This is a genomic window from Acidovorax sp., assembly GCF_046341535.1.
Taxonomy (GTDB): domain Bacteria; phylum Pseudomonadota; class Gammaproteobacteria; order Burkholderiales; family Burkholderiaceae_C; genus Acidovorax.
Genome location: NZ_JBKDRI010000026.1, coordinates 1 through 16,111 on the forward strand (window position 1 = coordinate 1; position 16,111 = coordinate 16,111).

Below are 16,111 nucleotides of genomic sequence, written 5' to 3' on the forward strand. Positions count from 1 at the left end.
TCCATCACAGCCAGGCACACATCCAGGCCGATCATGTCGGCCAGCGCCAGCGGGCCGATGGGCTGGTTGCAGCCGAGCTTCATTCCGGCGTCAATATCCTCTGGAGTGGCCAGGCCCTCGGCCAGCACAAAGAAGGCCTCGTTGATCATGGGCACCAGGATGCGGTTGACCACGAAGCCCGGGGCGTTCTTGACGGTGATGGGGCTCTTGCCCAGCGCTTGGGCCAGGGCCTTCACGGCGTCGTGCGTGGCATCACTGGTTTGCAGGCCGCGGATGATCTCTACCAGCGCCATCATCGGCACGGGGTTGAAGAAGTGCATGCCGATGAACCGGTCGGCGCGGCTGGTGGCGGCGGCCAGCTTGGTGATGGAGATCGACGAGGTGTTGGACGCAATGATCACCTCGGGCGCGACGATGTCGTCCACCTGCTTGAGGATCTTGAGCTTGAGCTCGTAGTTCTCGGTGGCCGCCTCAATGACAAGCTGCGCGGCCTTCAGGTCGTCGTAGCGGGTCGAGGTGGTGATGCGCGCCAGGGCGGCGTCCTTGTCGGCGGCGCTGATTTTTTCCTTTTTGATCAGGCGGTCCAGGCTGCCCGCCACGGTGGCCAGGCCTTTTTGCACGGCTGCATCCGAGATGTCCACCATCACCACCGCGATGCCCGACACCGCGCACGCCTGCGCAATGCCGTTGCCCATCGTGCCCGCGCCGATGATGCCAACCGTTTGAATCGTCATATAGAGAGCTCTCTTCAAAGTGAAACAGACGGGCCCGATGGTAAAGCGAATCGAACGCTCGTTCGGTTATGGTGCCCCGACACGGACCTCCATGGCCCGACCACAAGGGACAAAAAAGCATGTTTGACTACATCGTGATCGGCGGCGGCTCAGCCGGCTCGGTGCTGGCAGGGCGCCTGACCGAAGACCCCGCCGTGCGGGTGTGCCTGCTGGAGGCGGGCCCGGCGGACCGCAGCGTGTTCATCCACTGCCCGGCCGGGCTGGCCGTGATGGCCAAGTTCGAGCTCAACGGCTGGGGGCTCAACACCACGCCGCAGCCTGCGCTGAACCACCGCCGGGGGTATCAGCCCCGTGGCAAGGTGCTGGGCGGCTCCAGCTCCATCAACGCCATGGTCTATGTGCGCGGTCAGCATGCCGACTACGACCACTGGGCCGCGCAGGGCAACCCCGGCTGGGGCTGGGCCGATGTCAAGCCGTACTTTCTGCGCGCCGAAAACAACGAACGCGGTACGGACGACTGGCATGCCCAGGGGGGGCCGTTGAACGTGGCCGACCTGCGCTCGCCCAACCGCTTCAGCCACTTGTTCACGCAGGCGGGCGTGCAGGCGGGCCACCAGCACAACCCCGACTTCAACGGCGCGGTGCAAGACGGGGTGGGCCTGTACCAGGTCACCCATAAAAACGGCGAGCGCCACAGCGCGGCCAAGGGCTACCTCACGCCCCACCTGGGCCGGCCCAACCTGCAGGTGGTCACAGGCGCGCGGGCCACGCGCATCCTGTTTGAGGGCCGCCGCGCCGTGGGGGTGGAATACCGCCAGGGCGGCAGCGTGCAGCGGGTGCAGGCGCGGCGCGAGGTGCTGCTCAGCGCCGGCGCGCTGCTGTCGCCGCAACTGCTGATGCTCTCGGGCATCGGGCCGGGCGCGCACCTGCACCAGATGGGCATTGCGGTGATGCACAACCTGCCCGGCGTTGGCGCCCACCTGCACGACCACCCCGATGTGGTGCAGGTGCTGGATGCGCCCCACCTGAAGGACCTGTTTGGACTGTCTCTGGCAGGCATGGTGGCCACCGTGCGCGGCATGGCCGAATGGCGCAGGCAGCGCACGGGCATGCTCACCACCAACTTTGCGGAGGCCGGGGGCTTCATCAAAAGCGCTCCCGGCGAGCCTGTGCCCGACCTGCAACTGCACTTCGTGATTGGCAAGCTGGTGGACCACGGCCGCAAGACGGTGCTCGGCCACGGCTACTCGGGCCATGTGTGCCTGCTGCAGCCCAAAAGCCGCGGCCGGGTGACGCTGGCGCACAGCGACCCCATGGTCCTGCCGCTGGTGGACCCGAACTTCCTGGCCGACCCCGACGACATGCAGCGCATGGTGCGCGGCTTCAGGCGGCTGCGCGAGATCCTGGCGCAACCCGCCCTGGCGCAATTCGGTGCCAGGGAGCTGCCCGCCACAGCAGGCGCGCAGACCGATGCCGAGATCGAGGCCGTTATCCGCCAGTACGCTGACACCATCTACCACCCGGTGGGCACCTGCCGCATGGGCCCGGGGCCGCTGGATGTGGTGGACTCCAACCTGCGCGTGCATGGCCTCGATGGCCTGCGCGTGGTGGACGCCTCCATCATGCCGCGCATCGTCAGCGGCAACACCAACGCGCCCACGGTGATGATTGCCGAGAAGGCGGTGGATTTGCTGCGCGCGTCGGCCTGAGCCGGGCTTGCCGGGGGCGGGGCAGTGCCCTCCCGGGACGGCGCAAGCACCCCGTCCGGGAAAAATCAAGCATTTTTAGGCCGGTTACGCGTGACGCTATTCGCTAAGCTGCTATCTAAATTATAGCAAATCGGCGCAATGCCTTCAGCCGCGAAACCGGCGCCGCGTCAACGCCAACGCCAACCAGTAGGCTGCCACCGTGGTCACCACCAGCACGGTCCCGTGTCGCCAGGGCGCGTCGGGCCAGCGATCCATGAACAGGGGGCGCACCAGCTCCACGGCATTGGTCAGGGGCAGCCAGTCTGACATCGCGCGCACAACGGGCGGCAACTGATCGCGCGGAAAAAACACGCCCGACAGGAACATCATGGGCGTGAGCACCAGCGTGAAGTAGTACGTGAAAAAGTCGTAGCCCTTGGCCAGCGCGTTAAAGATGAGCGCAATGCTGGAGAACATGATGCCCACAAACAGCAGCACCGGCCACGCCACCAGCAGCTTGGGGCTGTGGCTGATGCCCAAAGCGAGCATCACGCCCAAAATGGCCGTCACCGTGAACAGGGCCTTGAAGGCGGCCCACAGCATCTCGGCCAGCACCACGTCATCGAGCCGCACGGGCGCGTTCATGATGCCGTCCCAGGTTTTTTGCACATGCATGCGCGAGAACGCCGAATACAGCGCCTCAAAGCTCGCGGCGTTCATGGCGCTCATGCAGATGGAGCCACTGGCCAGAAACAGGATGTACGGCACCGGCTCGCCCTGCACCGTGATCTGCCCCACCAGCGCGCCCATGCCATAGCCAAACGCCACCAGCCACATCAACGGCTCGGCGATATTGCCCACCAGGCTGGGGAGGGCCAGCTTGCGCCAGACCAGCAGGTTGCGCAGAAAGACCGGCCAGCAGCGGGTGGACAGGCTGGGCGCGCGCCACACCGAGTCGGGCGCGGGGGCTGCGGCGTGATGTGCGGAGTCGGACATGGCTTGCATGGGCCCTATTGTGCGGCGTCAGTCGCTGGGCCCGTTGGCGAGGCTCCGGGCACGGCCATTGCTTGCAGCTTGCCCATGTCCGCCAACGTTCTCCACCTGTCCGCGGGCCAAGCCGCCCTGTGGCAGCACCGCCTGGACCTGATGCTCGCATCCACCGGCGAGGGCGTCTTCGGCGTGGACCTGGCGGGCAACTGCGTGTTCATCAACCGCGCGGGCGCTCAGATGATCGGCTTTGCGGCCGACGAGGTGATGGGCCGCAACATGCATGCGCTCACCCACCACTCGCACGCCGATGGCAGCCCGTATGCCGACAGCGACTGCCCGATCTTCAACGCCTTTCGCGCCGGGCTGCCCTGCCGGGTCGATACCGAGGTGTTTTGGCGGCGCGATGGCTCGTCGTTCGCGGTCGAGTATTCCAGCCACCCCATCGTCGAGGGCGACACGGTGCAAGGCGCGGTCATCACCTTCGTGGACATCACCGGGCGCAAGCAGGCGGCCGATGCCCTGCAGCGCGCGCACGACGACCTGGCCCGCGCCAACGATGAGCTGGAGCAGCGCGTGGCCCAGCGCACGGCCGAGCTGTCCAGCGCCCTGGCCCAGTTGCGGGAACTCTCGGCCTATTCCGAGCAGGTGCGCGAAGAAGAGCGCACCCGCATCGCCCGCGAGGTGCACGACGAGCTGGGCAGCCTGCTGGTGGCGTTGAAGATGGACGTGAACTGGCTGCACAAGCGCCTGGGCGAGCAAGAAGGCCGCACCGCCGAGGCGGCGGGCGACATGCGCACCCAGATGCGCTGCAAGTGCCAGAACATGAGCCGCCTGATCGAGAACGCCGTGGACAACGTGGGGCGCATCATCACCGACCTGCGCCCCAGCATACTGGACCACCAGGGCCTGTGGGCCGCGCTGGAATGGCAGGCGCAGGAGTTCGTGCAATCGGCCGAGCTGACCCTGACCTGGCGCATGGACGTTCCCGCTGACCTGCAACTTCCCGAACCGGCGGCGATGGCTGTTTTTCGGATCTTTCAGGAGATGCTGAGCAACGTGGGCCGCCACGCACAGGCCAGCGCCATCGACATCGCCATGGGGGTGCAGGACGGCGTGCTGGAGCTGCGCGTGCAGGACAACGGCGTGGGCGCCACGCGGCAGGCGCTGGAGGCGCCCACCGCCTACGGCGTGATGGGCATGCGCGAGCGGGCGCGGCAGCTGGGGGGGCAGTTCCACATCCACAGCGAGCCCGGCCGGGGTTCGTGCCTGCGCCTCTTGATTCCGCGGGAGCTGGCATGAGCGCCGCCATCCGCGTGCTGCTGGGCGACGACCATCGCATCGTTCGCGAAGGCCTCAAGCAGGTGCTGGCCGACCCGGCCAACGGGCCACCCGAAATCGTGGTGGCAGGCGAGGCCACGCAGGGGCAGGAGGTGCTGTCAGAGGTCGCACAGCGTGGCGGCACCCAGGGGCTCGACCTGGTGCTGCTGGACATCGCCATGCCGGGCATGGACGGGCTGGAAGTGCTGCAGGCACTGCGCACTGCGTGGCCCGCGCTGCCGGTGCTGATGCTCAGCACCTACCCCGAGCGCCAGTACGCCGTGCGCTGCATCCAGATGGGCGCTGCGGGCTACCTGCACAAAAGCGCCGACCCCGACGACATGGTGGCTGCGGTGCGCAAGGTGGCTGCGGGCGGGCGCTACCTGACCGAAACCACGGCCCAGGCGCTGGCCGGGGCCGTGGAGCGCACCGGCGTGGTGCGCGCGGTTCAGCCGGGGCTGCCCGTGGGCGTGGAGGCGCTTTCGTACCGGGAGCACCAGGTCTTTCGCCTGCTCACGGCGGGGCACAGCGTGAGCGAAATTGGTGCACAGCTCAAGCTGGCACCCAACACCGTGAGCACCTACCGCGCCCGCATTCTCGAAAAAACCGGCGCACGCAACGACGTAGAGCTGGCCCTGCTGGCCCGTGCGCTGCCGCAGGGCTGAGTTTTTGGTCCATCGGCGGGGTGCGTGTAGTGCTGGCCCTACACGGTGTCGACGCCAGCACCACGAAATGCATGCAGGGCCGTTGGCGGACCACAAGCTGGCCCGTCCTTTGCGTAGAGCCTTGCACCAATCCTTCGAGGTGTGCCATGTCTGAATTCTTCTCGCCGTTTGATGCCGACCGTCCTTTGATGCTCAAGTGCAGCTGTGGCCGTGACCACAGCGCCGCAGACCACCACGCCGAGGTGGTTGCCGATGCGGCCGCTGCCAAGCTGCGCGAGCGCAGCCTCGCCGGCGAATTCGAGGCCTACAGCAACGAGTTCATCGAGGCCACGCTGGTCAAGGCGCTGTTTCCGCACGACGAGGTGCGCCGCCGCTTCCTGCGCGCCGTGGGCAAGGGCACGGCCATGGCCGCCATCAGCAGCGTGCTGCCTGTGGCCAGCCTGCAGGCCATGGCCCAGGAAAAGCAGGGCGCGCTGGAAAAAACCAACCTCAAGATCGGCTTCATCCCGATCACCTGCGCCACGCCGCTGATCATGGCGCACCCGCTGGGCTTTTACAGCAAGCAGGGCCTCAATGTCGAGGTCACCAAAACGGCAGGCTGGGCCCTCATCCGCGACAAGATGATCAACAAGGAGTACGACGCCACGCACTTTTTGTCGCCCATGCCGCTGGCCATCTCGATGGGCCTGGGCTCCAACGCCACGCCCATGAACGTGGCCACCATCCAGAACGTGAACGGCCAGGCCATCACGCTCGCCCTCAAGCACAAGGACAACCGCGATCCCAAGAACTGGAAAGGCTTCAAGTTCGCCATCCCGTTCGAGTACAGCATGCACAACTTCCTGCTGCGCTACTACCTGGCCGAGGCGGGCCTGAACCCCGACACCGATGTGCAACTGCGCGTGGTGCCACCGGCCGAGATGGTGGCCAACCTGCGCGCCGGCAACATCGACGGTTTCCTGGGCCCTGACCCCTTCAACCAGCGCGCCGTGTTCGAGGAAGTCGGCTTCATTCACCTGCTGACCAAAGATCTCTGGAACGGTCATCCCTGCTGCGCCTTTGGCACCAGCACCGAGTTCATCCAGAAGAACCCCAACACGTTCGCGGCCCTGTACCGCGCGGTGCTCACCTCGGCCGCCATGGCACGCAAGCCCGAGAACCGCGAGCTGATTGCCAAGGTGATTGCGCCGCAGGCCTACCTGAACCAGCCCGAGGCGGTGCTCAACCAGGTGCTGACCGGCAAGTTTGCCGATGGCCTGGGCAAGATCCAGAACGTGCCCGACCGCGCCGACTTCGACCCCATGCCCTGGCAGAGCATGGCCGTGTGGATGCTCACGCAGATGCAGCGCTGGGGCTACATCAAGGGCGAGGTGGACTACCGGCAGATTGCCGAAAAGGTGTTCCTCATCACCGATGCCAAAAAGCAGATGAAGGCGCTGGATCAAAAGGTGCCCGATGGTGCCTACCCCAAGTTCAAGATCATGGGCAAGGAGTTCGACGCCGCCAAGGCTGCGGAATACGCCAACAGCTTCGCGATCCGCAAGGCGGGCTGACATGGCTTCGACCAACCACCTCCATCTGCGCGCGGCGATGCTGTCGGTGCTGATTTTTCTGGCCCTGCTGGGCATCTGGTACATCGCCACTGTGCCCACCGGGGCTGCCGCCGGGCCCGGCGCGGGCATGACGGCCGAGCAGATCGAGTACGCCAAGATGATGGGCAAGGACCCCGGTGCCAGCACCAAGACCAGCGGGTTCCCCACGCTGGGCGCCATGGGCAGCACGGTGTGGGGCCATCTGTCCAACCCGTTCTACGACAACGGCCCCAACGACAAGGGCATCGCCATCCAGCTGGCACATTCGCTGGGCCGCGTGGCGCTGGGCTTTGGTCTGGCCTGCCTGGTCGCCATACCGCTGGGCTTTGTCATCGGCATGTCGCCACTGCTGCGCCGCGCGTTCGATCCGTTCATCCAGGTGCTCAAGCCCATCAGTCCGCTGGCGTGGATGCCGCTGGCGCTCTACACCATCAAGGATTCGTCGATTTCGGGCATCTTCGTGATTTTCATCTGCTCGGTGTGGCCCATGCTGGTGAACACGGCGTTTGGCGTGGCCTCGGTCAAGCGCGAGTGGCTCGCCGTGTCGGCCACGCTGGAGGTCAACCCGCTGCGCAAAGCCTTCCTTGTGATCCTGCCCGCCGCAGCGCCCACCATCCTCACGGGCATGCGCATCAGCATGGGCATTGCGTGGCTGGTGATCGTGGCCGCCGAGATGCTGGTGGGCGGCACGGGCATTGGCTACTTCGTCTGGAACGAGTGGAACAACCTCTCGCTCACCAACGTGATCTTCGCCATCGTGGTGATCGGTGTGGTGGGCATGTTGCTGGACCTGGCCTTTGGCCAGCTGCAAAAGGTGGTGACCTATGTGGAGTGAGGTGACCCAGCGTGCCGCTGTGCCCGCCCCCGACACCCGTGACCCCCAGCAACGAAAGGCTGCCCCCGTGACCGGATTCCTGCAGATTGAAAAACTGGGCAAGGCGTATCTGCCCGCCAAGCCGGTGTTTGCCGATGTGTCCTTCACGCTCGACAAGGGTGAGTTCGTCTGCATCATCGGCCACTCGGGCTGCGGCAAGACCACCATCCTGAACGTGCTGGCGGGGCTGGATACGGCCACCTCGGGCAACGTCATCATGGACGGCCGCGAAGTGTCGGGCCCGAGCCTGGACCGGGGTGTGGTGTTTCAAAGCCATGCCCTCATGCCCTGGCTTACGGTGCGCCAGAACATCGCCTTTGCCGTCAAGTCGCGCTGGCCCGAATGGAAGTCCGCCCAGGTCAACGCGCACGTCGAGAAGTTCGTGGCCCTGGTGGGCCTGAGCCCGGCCATCGACAAGAAGCCCGCGCAACTGTCTGGCGGCATGAAGCAGCGTGTGGGCATTGCGCGCGCCTTTGCCATTCAGCCCAAGATGCTGCTGCTGGACGAGCCCTTCGGGGCGCTCGATGCGCTCACGCGCGGCACCATCCAGGACGAGCTGATGACCATCGTGCGGCAGACGCAGCAGACGGTGTTCATGATCACGCACGACGTGGACGAGGCCATCTTGCTGGCCGACCGCATCCTGCTCATGAGCAACGGCAACGAAACGCCCCAGGGCTACCGGCCCGGCGGCATTGCCGAGGTCGTGGTCAACCCGCTGCCGCGCGAGCGCACCCGCGCCAGCCTGCACCATCTGGAAGGCTATTACGGGCTGCGCAACCACATCGTGGACTTCCTGGTCACCCGGGCGAAGGCGTGAACACCCCCTGAGTCGCTTCGCGCCTTCCCTCTCAAGGGGGACGCCGCCCGTGCGGCGGGGCGGCCCTTGCACGGCTGCCCTGGCCCGAATCGCGCCCATTTTTAATCCCTCTTTATCAAGGAGCCATCACCATGAACCGCAACGACGTCACCGAAAAAATCATCAGCACCAAGGTCGCCAAGGGCCTGCAATGGGAGGCCATTGCCAAGAAGGTGGGCCAATCGAAAGAATGGACTACAGCGCTGTGCCTGGGCCAGATGACCGCCACGCCCGAACAGGCCAAGGCGGTGGGCAAGATCTTCGGCCTGACGGCCGAGGAGCAAAAGTGGCTGCAGGTCGTGCCCTACAAGGGCTCGCTGCCCACGCCCGTGCCCACCGACCCGCTGATCTATCGCTGGTACGAAGTGGTCAGCGTGTACGGCGCGACCATCAAGGAGCTGATCCACGAAGAGTTTGGCGACGGCATCATGAGCGCCATCGACTTCAGCATGGACATCCAGCGCGAGGCCAACCCCCATGGCGACCGCGTGAACGTGGTGCTGTCGGGCAAGTTCCTGCCGTACAAGCAGTACTGACCCTCAAAACGGCAGTTGACCGCTGGTCACCTTGGCGCACACCGCGTGGACTCCTTGCCTGGCACCCCAACAGCAGCGCTGGCAAATGCATCCAACTGCCGTTTTTAGGCTGACCTTGCCGGAAGGGAACCCGGTTCCGCGCCGATGAACCCCCGCTGCGCCACTGGTTTACCCGTGGCGCCCCCGTTGTGCTCGCAGGCGGCCTAACATCGGGGGCATCCGTGATGTGATGAAGGGGCGATGGTGCAACGGCGACAACTGATCCAGGCCAGTCTGGCTGCGGCGCTGCCGCTGACGTCCTCGGGCGTGACTGCCACGGAACCCGACGCGGCAACGCTGCTGCGCCAGGGCGGCGTGGTGGTTGCGTTCCGCCATGCCCTGGCGCCCGGCACCTTCGATCCGCCGGGCTTTCGTGTGGACGACTGCCGCACCCAGCGCAATCTGAGCGAAGAGGGGCGCGAGCAAGCGCGCGCCATCGGGCGCTGGTTTCAGGCCCAGGGCCTGCAGCCCGCGCGGGTGCGATCCAGCCCCTGGTGCCGTTGCCTCGACACGGCACGACTGGCCTTCAACCAGGCCGAAGCCTGGCCCGCGCTCGCCTCACCGCACGGCGCAGCAGAGGCTACCAGCGCCGCGCACCTGCGTGAGCTGCGCGAGGGCTTGGCCGCTGTATCGCAGCAGCGCGGGCGCTTCGAGGTCTGGGTCACGCACATGTTCGTGCTGTCGGCTCTGGCCGATGCCAACACCGATTCGGGCGAGGGCCTGCTGCTGCGCGCCGAGGGGGGTGCCCTGCGGGTGCTGGCGCGGCTGCGCGTAGCCTAGGAGCCTGTCGGACTTGGAAATCGTCGGCTGCAAATCGACCGCAGCGGTCCATTTTTAACCGCCTTTTTGCCCCATAGCTCGGCTATGGGGCTGCAAATTCGGCAAAAACTGTACTCGCTGGGGCCGATTTTCGCTTTCGACGCTCCAAGTCCGACAGGCTCCTAGCCGCGCCCAGGTTGCGCTCAGGCCGCCGGCGCACCCGACTGGCGGCGTGGGTGGGCGCGAGCGAAAGGCTCCAGCGTTTGGCAGCGCGCCACGATGCGCTCGATGGTCGGGATGTCCTCCACTTCGATCTGAAACACCTGCATCACCGCCATCACGCTGGCCAGGCAGATGTCGGACAACGTCGGGGTGTCACCGTGACAGTACAGGCCGGTGTCCGATTCGCTGGCCAGCCGCTGCTCCACGGCGCGCAGGCCGGTGCCGAACCAGTGCGTCTGCCAGGCACGCCAGTCGGCATCGTCAAAGCGGCCCTGCGTCATGAGGTACTTCTTCACCCGTGGCGTGATCAGCGGGTGCGTGTCGGCTGCCAGCATGCCCGCCAGCCCGCGCACGCGGGCGCGGCCGTGTCGGTCGGGTGGCAGCAGCGGCGGTTCGGGCTGCGTTTCTTCCAGAAATTCCAGGATGGCGAGCGACTGTGTCAGCGGCGCATGGCCCGGCTCCACCAGCGTCGGGATGCCGCCCAGCGGGTTGAGCGCGCGGTAGGCCGGGGTGTGCTGTTCGCCGGCGTCGAGGTTGACGATGTGCTCGTGCGCCTGCAGCCCCTTCATGGCCAAGGCCACGCGCACGCGGTAGGTGGCTGAGGTGCGCCAGAAGCCATAAAGGTCGAAAGTCGGCATAGTGCTCAGTGCAGCGTTAGTGGCAGCGACGTTGTTTTCACACGCACCGGCGCCGGTCTCGTTTCGTAGGGCTGTGGAGTGCCACCACAGATGTCGGCCGCGATGGTACGCGCCTGGCGGGCAATCGGTTCAATAAAGCGGCTGGCCTGCCCGTTCACGGTGATGCAGTCGCCCAGGGCGTGGATGCGCGGGTCGCTGGTGCGCAGCGTGGCGGGCTCCACGTCAATGCCATTGCGCCACGCCAGCCCGGCGCTGTGCGCCAGCCGGTTCGGTGTCTGCAGGCCGGTGGCGGCGATCACCTGGTCGGCCAGGAAGTTTTGGCCGCATGCGGTGGCAAGGTGGTAGTGCCCGTTCAATCGACTCAGTTGCGCCACGCTCACGCCGCCGACAAAGCGAATCGGCAGGTCTTGCCAGGCCTGGAGCATCTGCGCGCCGGCCTGCGCGTCGTGCCAGCGCGCCAGCGGTTCCGGCTGCGTATCCAGCAGCGTGATGCGGTGGCCGCCCAGCGCGAGGTCGTTGGCCAGTTCGCTGCCGATCAGACCGGCGCCGACGATCAGCACGTCCCTCGGGGTGTTGCCCAAGGCTGCACGCAACTGCAGATAAGCGCCCAGGTGGTTCACGCGCCAGCACAGCGCGGCGGGCAGGCCGGAGGGCAGCGCCGGTTGCGCGCCGTGGGCCAGCACCAGCCGGTCGTAGCGCAAGGTGCCGCGCGTGGTGCGCAACTGCTGCGTGTCAGCGCAGATGCGGATGGCATGGGTGTGCGCCAGCAGGCGCACGTTCAGGCGCTGCGCGGCGGCGGTGCCGGTTTCGCGTACCAGTTTTCCGGTACTGAGCTGGCGGGCCACGGCCACCGACAGCAGGGGTTTGTCGTACACATCACCGGCGCAGGCCGTCACCACGGTGATCGGCAGCGCGGCATCCATGGCGCGCAGCGTCTCGGCCAGTTGCCAGCCCGCGCGGCCGGCGCCGACGATCACCACGCCGGGAGTCTGGCGCGCTGCAGGCGCAGGCCCGCAGACGGCCTGCGCCCGCAGCGCGGCCAGGTCGGGGGGTGTGTAGGGCGCGAAGTCGGCCTTGGTCACACCGCACAGCGGGCAGGCCCAGTCGTCGGGGATGTCCGCCAGTCGCGTGCCGGGGGGCAGGCCACCATCGGGGTCGCCCTCGGCTTCGTTGTAGATGTAGCCGCAGGCGTTGCAGATGTATTGCTGCCAGGGCGCCAGGGCTTGCGCTGCGCCGCCAGCCCGCAACAACTGTTCGCCCTGGGCGTTTCCAAGGGCTTGCAGGGCCTGGACTAGCTTGGCCTGAACGGGTTTTTCGGCTTCTTCGGAGCGATGTTTCGGCGTGTTCATGCCGGCATCTCCTCGGTGCTGAGCCGGGCGATCTCTTTGCGCAGGTGCTTGATGGCGGGCGTGACGATGGCCACGAAGTGCGACTCGCGCACGCGGCGCTGCACGTCCGAACTCATCAGGTAGCCGCGCGCGCCCTGGTGCATCAGGGCTGATTGGGCGGCGCGCAGGCACAGCTCGGCACCGTGGGCCCGCGCATCGAGTACGTCGATGAAGAACCCGGTGCTGCCGTCCAATGGCGTCTCGGCCAGCGTCATCACGCGGGCGGTGAGCGCATCGAGCTCGGCCTGCAGTGCGGCTGGCCGGTCTTCCAGGAACTGGTTGACGTGGCCCAGGGGTGCCTCGACCGCCCACATCGAGTCGATGGCACCCTGCGTGACACCCAAAGCTATGCCACATTGCAGCATCACGAAGGCGGCGCGAATGCGTGCGATGAAGGGCCGGGTGGGGTCGGCCATGATGTCGGCCGTGCCGATGAAATGGTCTTGCAGCCGCAGGGCCCAGGTGCCCGTGCCCTCCATGGCCGAGAAGCTGGGGCATTCGCGCATCTCCACGCCGGGGGCATCGCAGCGCAGCAGGAACATCACCTCGCGCTGGCTGGTGCTGCCATCGGCCTCCACCACCGCCGCAATGGCGCCGCAGTAATGGTGGGGCCCCAGGTTGCTGACCCAGGGCAGGGTGCCGTTGACGCGATAGCCGCCTTCCACCGGCGTGGCCTTGAGCAGCAGACTTTCGATCTGCGCGTAGCTTTTCATGGGGTTGGACAGCGCGGTGCCGCCCAGGCTGGCCCCGCTGGCGTGGCGCTGCAGCACCGCGCCCGCCAGCGCCGGGTTGCCCGACTGCTGCAGGTACAGCCCGCACACGGCCTGGCACCACATCATGAAGCCGGTGGCGCCGCACACGCGCGAGACCTCTGCCATGGCGCGGATGGCCAGCGCATAGCTGCCCGCGCCCACGGGGGGATCCAGGTGCGCGCTCATGGCTCCCAGTGCGGCCAACTCGCGCAGTACCGCCGCCGGGTAGTGGCCCTGGCGGTCGATGGCCTCCACCTGCTGCTGCAGCGGGCCTTGCGCCACGGCGCGCACGGCGGTCAGCAGTGCGTCGCCAGCGAGCGGTGGCAGGTGGGTGGCATCACGGGGCAGGTCGGCGGCGTTCATGGAGAGTCCTTGCGTGCGGTGGTCTGGCGTGTCCGTTCGCACTGAGCCGGTCGCGGGGCTTCGACCAGCGCAGCCAAAACGGGGGTCGGGCCGGTCGGGTCAGTCCGCCAGGCTGATCTCGAAGGGGATGGGGTTGCGCATGGTGTTGGCCACCGGCGAGTAAAAGTTGGCGTGCTGCACGATCTCGTCGAGCACCTCGCGCGGCGCGTCGCCCTCCAGCACGACCTTCACGCGGATGGCCTGAAAGCCCATCTCAGGGGGCGTCTTTTGCAGCGCGCCACCGGCGCCCCAGGCGGCGGGATTGCCGATGTCGCCTTCCATCAGGATCTCGATCTTGCTGAGCTTGACTTGCTTCCAGGTGGCCACGGCCGTGATGCCTACCGCCAGGCAACCGCCCAGGCCCGACAGCACGATTTCGCCGGGTGCGGGTGCGGTGTCTTGCCCGAACAGGTGCAGGGGCTCGTCCACCACCACGGGGGCGTGGTTGCCCACATAGCTGAGCGAGCGGTACTGGCCCTCCATCACCGTGCGGACCTTGTTGGTGCCCCGACTTGCCGGGTTGGCGCGGCCCTTGTCCGCAAAGGCCATCAGGCCGTCGCGGTCGATGGGGCGCAGGTGCGTGGTGATGGTGGTGACGGGGCCCGTGGGCTGGAGTGCAACAGTGGTCATGGCGGAGTCCTGGAAAACGCGGGGTGGCAGAAAGTCAGGGAGCCGGATGGCTCCTGCCTCTCTTATTGCAATGCCCATGCCAGCGGGTGCTGACACGTCTTTTTAGGGTGATAAACGCCATTAGCGCTTGTATTCATTGGTTTTATTGCTATTAAAGTAATAGCATTGCCCCGCGTGTGGTGTGCGCCTTGCGTCGCGGGCAGGGCGTAAGAGGAGACACTGTGTTGACACAATGTCAACACAGTGTCGGCATAGCCAGGAGGCAGGTCGCTAGGAGCCTGTCGGACTTGGAAATCGTCGGCTGCAAATCGACCGCAGCGGTCCATTTTTAACCGCCTTTTTGCCCCATCGCTCGGCTATGGGGCTGCAAATTCGGCAAAAACTGTCCTCGCCGGGGCCGATTTTCGCTTTCGACGCTCCAAGTCCGACAGGCTCCTAGCGCAGGCCGGCTTTGCGCAATCGGTAGCCAAACTGCCGCAGCGTCAGGCCCAGCGCCTGCGCCGCGCGCGACTGGTTGCCCTGGTGTGCCTGCAGCGCGGCCTGCAGGGCCTGCACGCTGTGCGAGCGGGCGGGCATGTATTCACGCACCAGCGGCGCTGCGGTTGCAGGCGCAGGCGCGTGGTCTGGCCGGGGCGCTGCGGCCACGGCCTGGGGGCGCGCCGCGTCCACCGCGCCTGCCGCTGCGGGCAGAAAACGCTCCAGCCGGGCGGGCGTGATCTGCGGGTCATCGGACAACAGCACCAGCCGCTCGATCACGTTCCCCAGCTCCCGGATGTTGCCCGGCCAGGGGTGGTCCTCCAGCCGCGCCAGCGCCTGGGCGGTCAGGTACACGTTGCGCTGGTGGGCCTGGTTGGCGCGGCTGACGAGGTGCAGGGCCAGCGCGCGGATGTCTTCGCGCCGCTCGGCCAGCGAGGGCAGCCGGATCGGGATGACGTTCAGGCGGTAGTACAAATCCTGCCGGAAGCGCCCGGCCTGCACTTCGTGCGCGAGGTCGCGGTGGGTTGCGGCCACCAGGCGCACGTTGACCTTCACCTCGCGCCGGCCGCCCAGGCGCACCAGGGTGCCCTCTTGCAGCGTGCGCAGCAGCTTGGCCTGCAGGGCCAGCGGCAGCTCGCCGATTTCGTCCAGAAACAGGGTGCCGCTGTCTGCCTGCTCGAACCAGCCCGCCCGCGAGGCGGCCGCGCCGGTGAACGCGCCCTTGTCGTGGCCGAACAGCTCGGACTCGAACAGCGACTCGGGTATGGCCGCGCAGTTGACCTTGATGAAGGGGCGGTCGTGCCGGTCGCTGGCCAGGTGCAGCGCGCGGGCGAACAGCTCCTTGCCTGTGCCTGACTGGCCCAGCAGCAGCACCGTGGCCTGTGTCCGGGATACCCGCTCAAGCTCGCCCAGCGCCTGCAGCAGCGCTGACGAACTGCCCACCAGGCCGTAGCGCGCGCTTTGCGTCTGCAGGGCCTGGGCCAGCACTTCATTGCGCGCCTGCAGTTGGCTGGTCTGCTCGGCCACCAGGGCTTGCAGCCGCAGAAGCTGGCCTGCCAGCGTGGCCAGCACGCGCAGCACCGCCAGGTCGTCGTTGAGGTGCCGCTGGCGGCTGCGGATGCGGTGGCAGGCCAGCACGCCCATGGGGGTGTTGTCGATCTCGATGGGCAGGGCGATGAAGGCCAGGGTCTCGGGCGGCAGTGCGTCGCGCTGCACCGCCCGCGCCAGGAACAGCGGATCGGCATCGATGTCCTGCACGATGGCAGGCTGGCCCGTGGCTAGCACCCGGCCGGTGATGCCCTCGCCCCAGGCGTAGCGGCCGCGCGCCATCTCGGCCCGGGTCAGCCCATAGGCGTGCTGGATGGAGGCGGTGCGGCTGGCGCCGATGGTGTCGGCATCGATCAGCACGATGCGGCCCCGGTTCAGGCCCAGCAGTTCGCTCATGAGGTGCAGCATCTCGCGCAGTACCCGGCCCGGCGCGAGGCTGCGGCCTACCAGCCGCATCACTTCGCGCATCAGCAGCAGCTCTTGCGCGTGCCAGTCGGTCGCG

15 protein-coding genes are annotated in these 16,111 nt (G+C 67.0%); 8 read left to right on the forward strand and 7 right to left on the reverse strand.

Annotation, left to right across the window (positions count from 1 at the left end):
• On the reverse strand, positions 1-734 hold a 734-nt coding region (locus ACK543_RS01400; RefSeq protein ID WP_409941095.1), incomplete at its 3' end, for a 3-hydroxybutyryl-CoA dehydrogenase.
• Between the two features lie 119 nt (positions 735-853).
• Here ACK543_RS01400 and ACK543_RS01405 point away from each other — a divergent pair.
• A complete protein-coding gene (locus ACK543_RS01405) occupies positions 854-2,443 on the forward strand; it encodes a GMC family oxidoreductase (RefSeq protein WP_409941096.1) in 1,590 nt (529 codons plus the stop codon).
• Positions 2,444-2,587: 144 nt separating this feature from the next.
• Here the strand turns inward: ACK543_RS01405 and ACK543_RS01410 are convergent, their stop codons facing one another.
• The gene (locus tag ACK543_RS01410) at positions 2,588-3,427 is read right to left on the reverse strand and encodes an ABC transporter permease (protein WP_409941097.1); all 840 of its coding nucleotides are present in this window, start codon (positions 3,425-3,427) and stop codon (positions 2,588-2,590) included.
• 75 nt (positions 3,428-3,502) lie between these two features.
• Here ACK543_RS01410 and ACK543_RS01415 point away from each other — a divergent pair, with 75 nt between their 5' ends.
• From ACK543_RS01415 to ACK543_RS01445, 7 genes are all read left to right on the forward strand, one after another.
• The gene (locus tag ACK543_RS01415; protein ID WP_409941098.1) at positions 3,503-4,711 is read left to right on the forward strand and encodes a PAS domain S-box protein; all 1,209 of its coding nucleotides are present in this window, start codon (positions 3,503-3,505) and stop codon (positions 4,709-4,711) included.
• Positions 4,708-5,394, forward strand: coding sequence for a response regulator (locus ACK543_RS01420; RefSeq protein WP_409941099.1), 687 nt, complete (start codon positions 4,708-4,710; stop codon positions 5,392-5,394). Before ACK543_RS01415 ends, ACK543_RS01420 begins: the two co-directional genes overlap by 4 nt.
• 146 nt (positions 5,395-5,540) lie before the next feature.
• Positions 5,541-6,947, forward strand: coding sequence for a CmpA/NrtA family ABC transporter substrate-binding protein (locus tag ACK543_RS01425; protein ID WP_409941100.1), 1,407 nt, complete (start codon positions 5,541-5,543; stop codon positions 6,945-6,947).
• A gap of 1 nt (position 6,948) precedes the next feature.
• Positions 6,949-7,821: a nitrate ABC transporter permease gene (ntrB, locus tag ACK543_RS01430; RefSeq protein ID WP_409941101.1), complete on the forward strand. Its 873-nt coding sequence runs from the start codon at positions 6,949-6,951 to the stop codon at positions 7,819-7,821.
• Positions 7,811-8,680: an ABC transporter ATP-binding protein gene (locus ACK543_RS01435; RefSeq protein ID WP_409941102.1), complete on the forward strand. Its 870-nt coding sequence runs from the start codon at positions 7,811-7,813 to the stop codon at positions 8,678-8,680. The genes ntrB and ACK543_RS01435 overlap by 11 nt, the downstream gene beginning before the upstream one ends.
• A 131-nt stretch (positions 8,681-8,811) precedes the next feature.
• Positions 8,812-9,255, forward strand: coding sequence for a cyanase (gene cynS, locus ACK543_RS01440; protein ID WP_409941103.1), 444 nt, complete (start codon positions 8,812-8,814; stop codon positions 9,253-9,255).
• A 240-nt stretch (positions 9,256-9,495) separates the two neighbouring features.
• On the forward strand, positions 9,496-10,074 hold the full coding sequence (locus ACK543_RS01445) for a histidine phosphatase family protein (protein WP_409941104.1): 579 nt from the start codon (positions 9,496-9,498) through the stop codon (positions 10,072-10,074).
• A gap of 182 nt (positions 10,075-10,256) precedes the next feature.
• Here the strand turns inward: ACK543_RS01445 and maiA are convergent, their stop codons facing one another.
• The 5 genes from maiA to ACK543_RS01470 form a co-directional block, all read right to left on the reverse strand.
• Complete coding sequence (maiA, locus tag ACK543_RS01450; protein ID WP_409941105.1) at positions 10,257-10,913, reverse strand: maleylacetoacetate isomerase; 657 nt, start codon at positions 10,911-10,913, stop codon at positions 10,257-10,259.
• 5 nt (positions 10,914-10,918) lie between these two features.
• Positions 10,919-12,262: an FAD-dependent oxidoreductase gene (locus tag ACK543_RS01455; protein ID WP_409941106.1), complete on the reverse strand. Its 1,344-nt coding sequence runs from the start codon at positions 12,260-12,262 to the stop codon at positions 10,919-10,921.
• Positions 12,259-13,416, reverse strand: coding sequence for an acyl-CoA dehydrogenase family protein (locus ACK543_RS01460; RefSeq protein ID WP_409941107.1), 1,158 nt, complete (start codon positions 13,414-13,416; stop codon positions 12,259-12,261). Before ACK543_RS01460 ends, ACK543_RS01455 begins: the two co-directional genes overlap by 4 nt.
• 99 nt (positions 13,417-13,515) lie before the next feature.
• Positions 13,516-14,085, reverse strand: coding sequence for an OsmC family protein (locus tag ACK543_RS01465; RefSeq protein WP_409941108.1), 570 nt, complete (start codon positions 14,083-14,085; stop codon positions 13,516-13,518).
• A 435-nt stretch (positions 14,086-14,520) separates the two neighbouring features.
• Positions 14,521-16,111, reverse strand: a 1,591-nt coding sequence (locus tag ACK543_RS01470) for a sigma-54 interaction domain-containing protein (RefSeq protein WP_409941109.1), incomplete at its 5' end; no start/stop codon positions are given.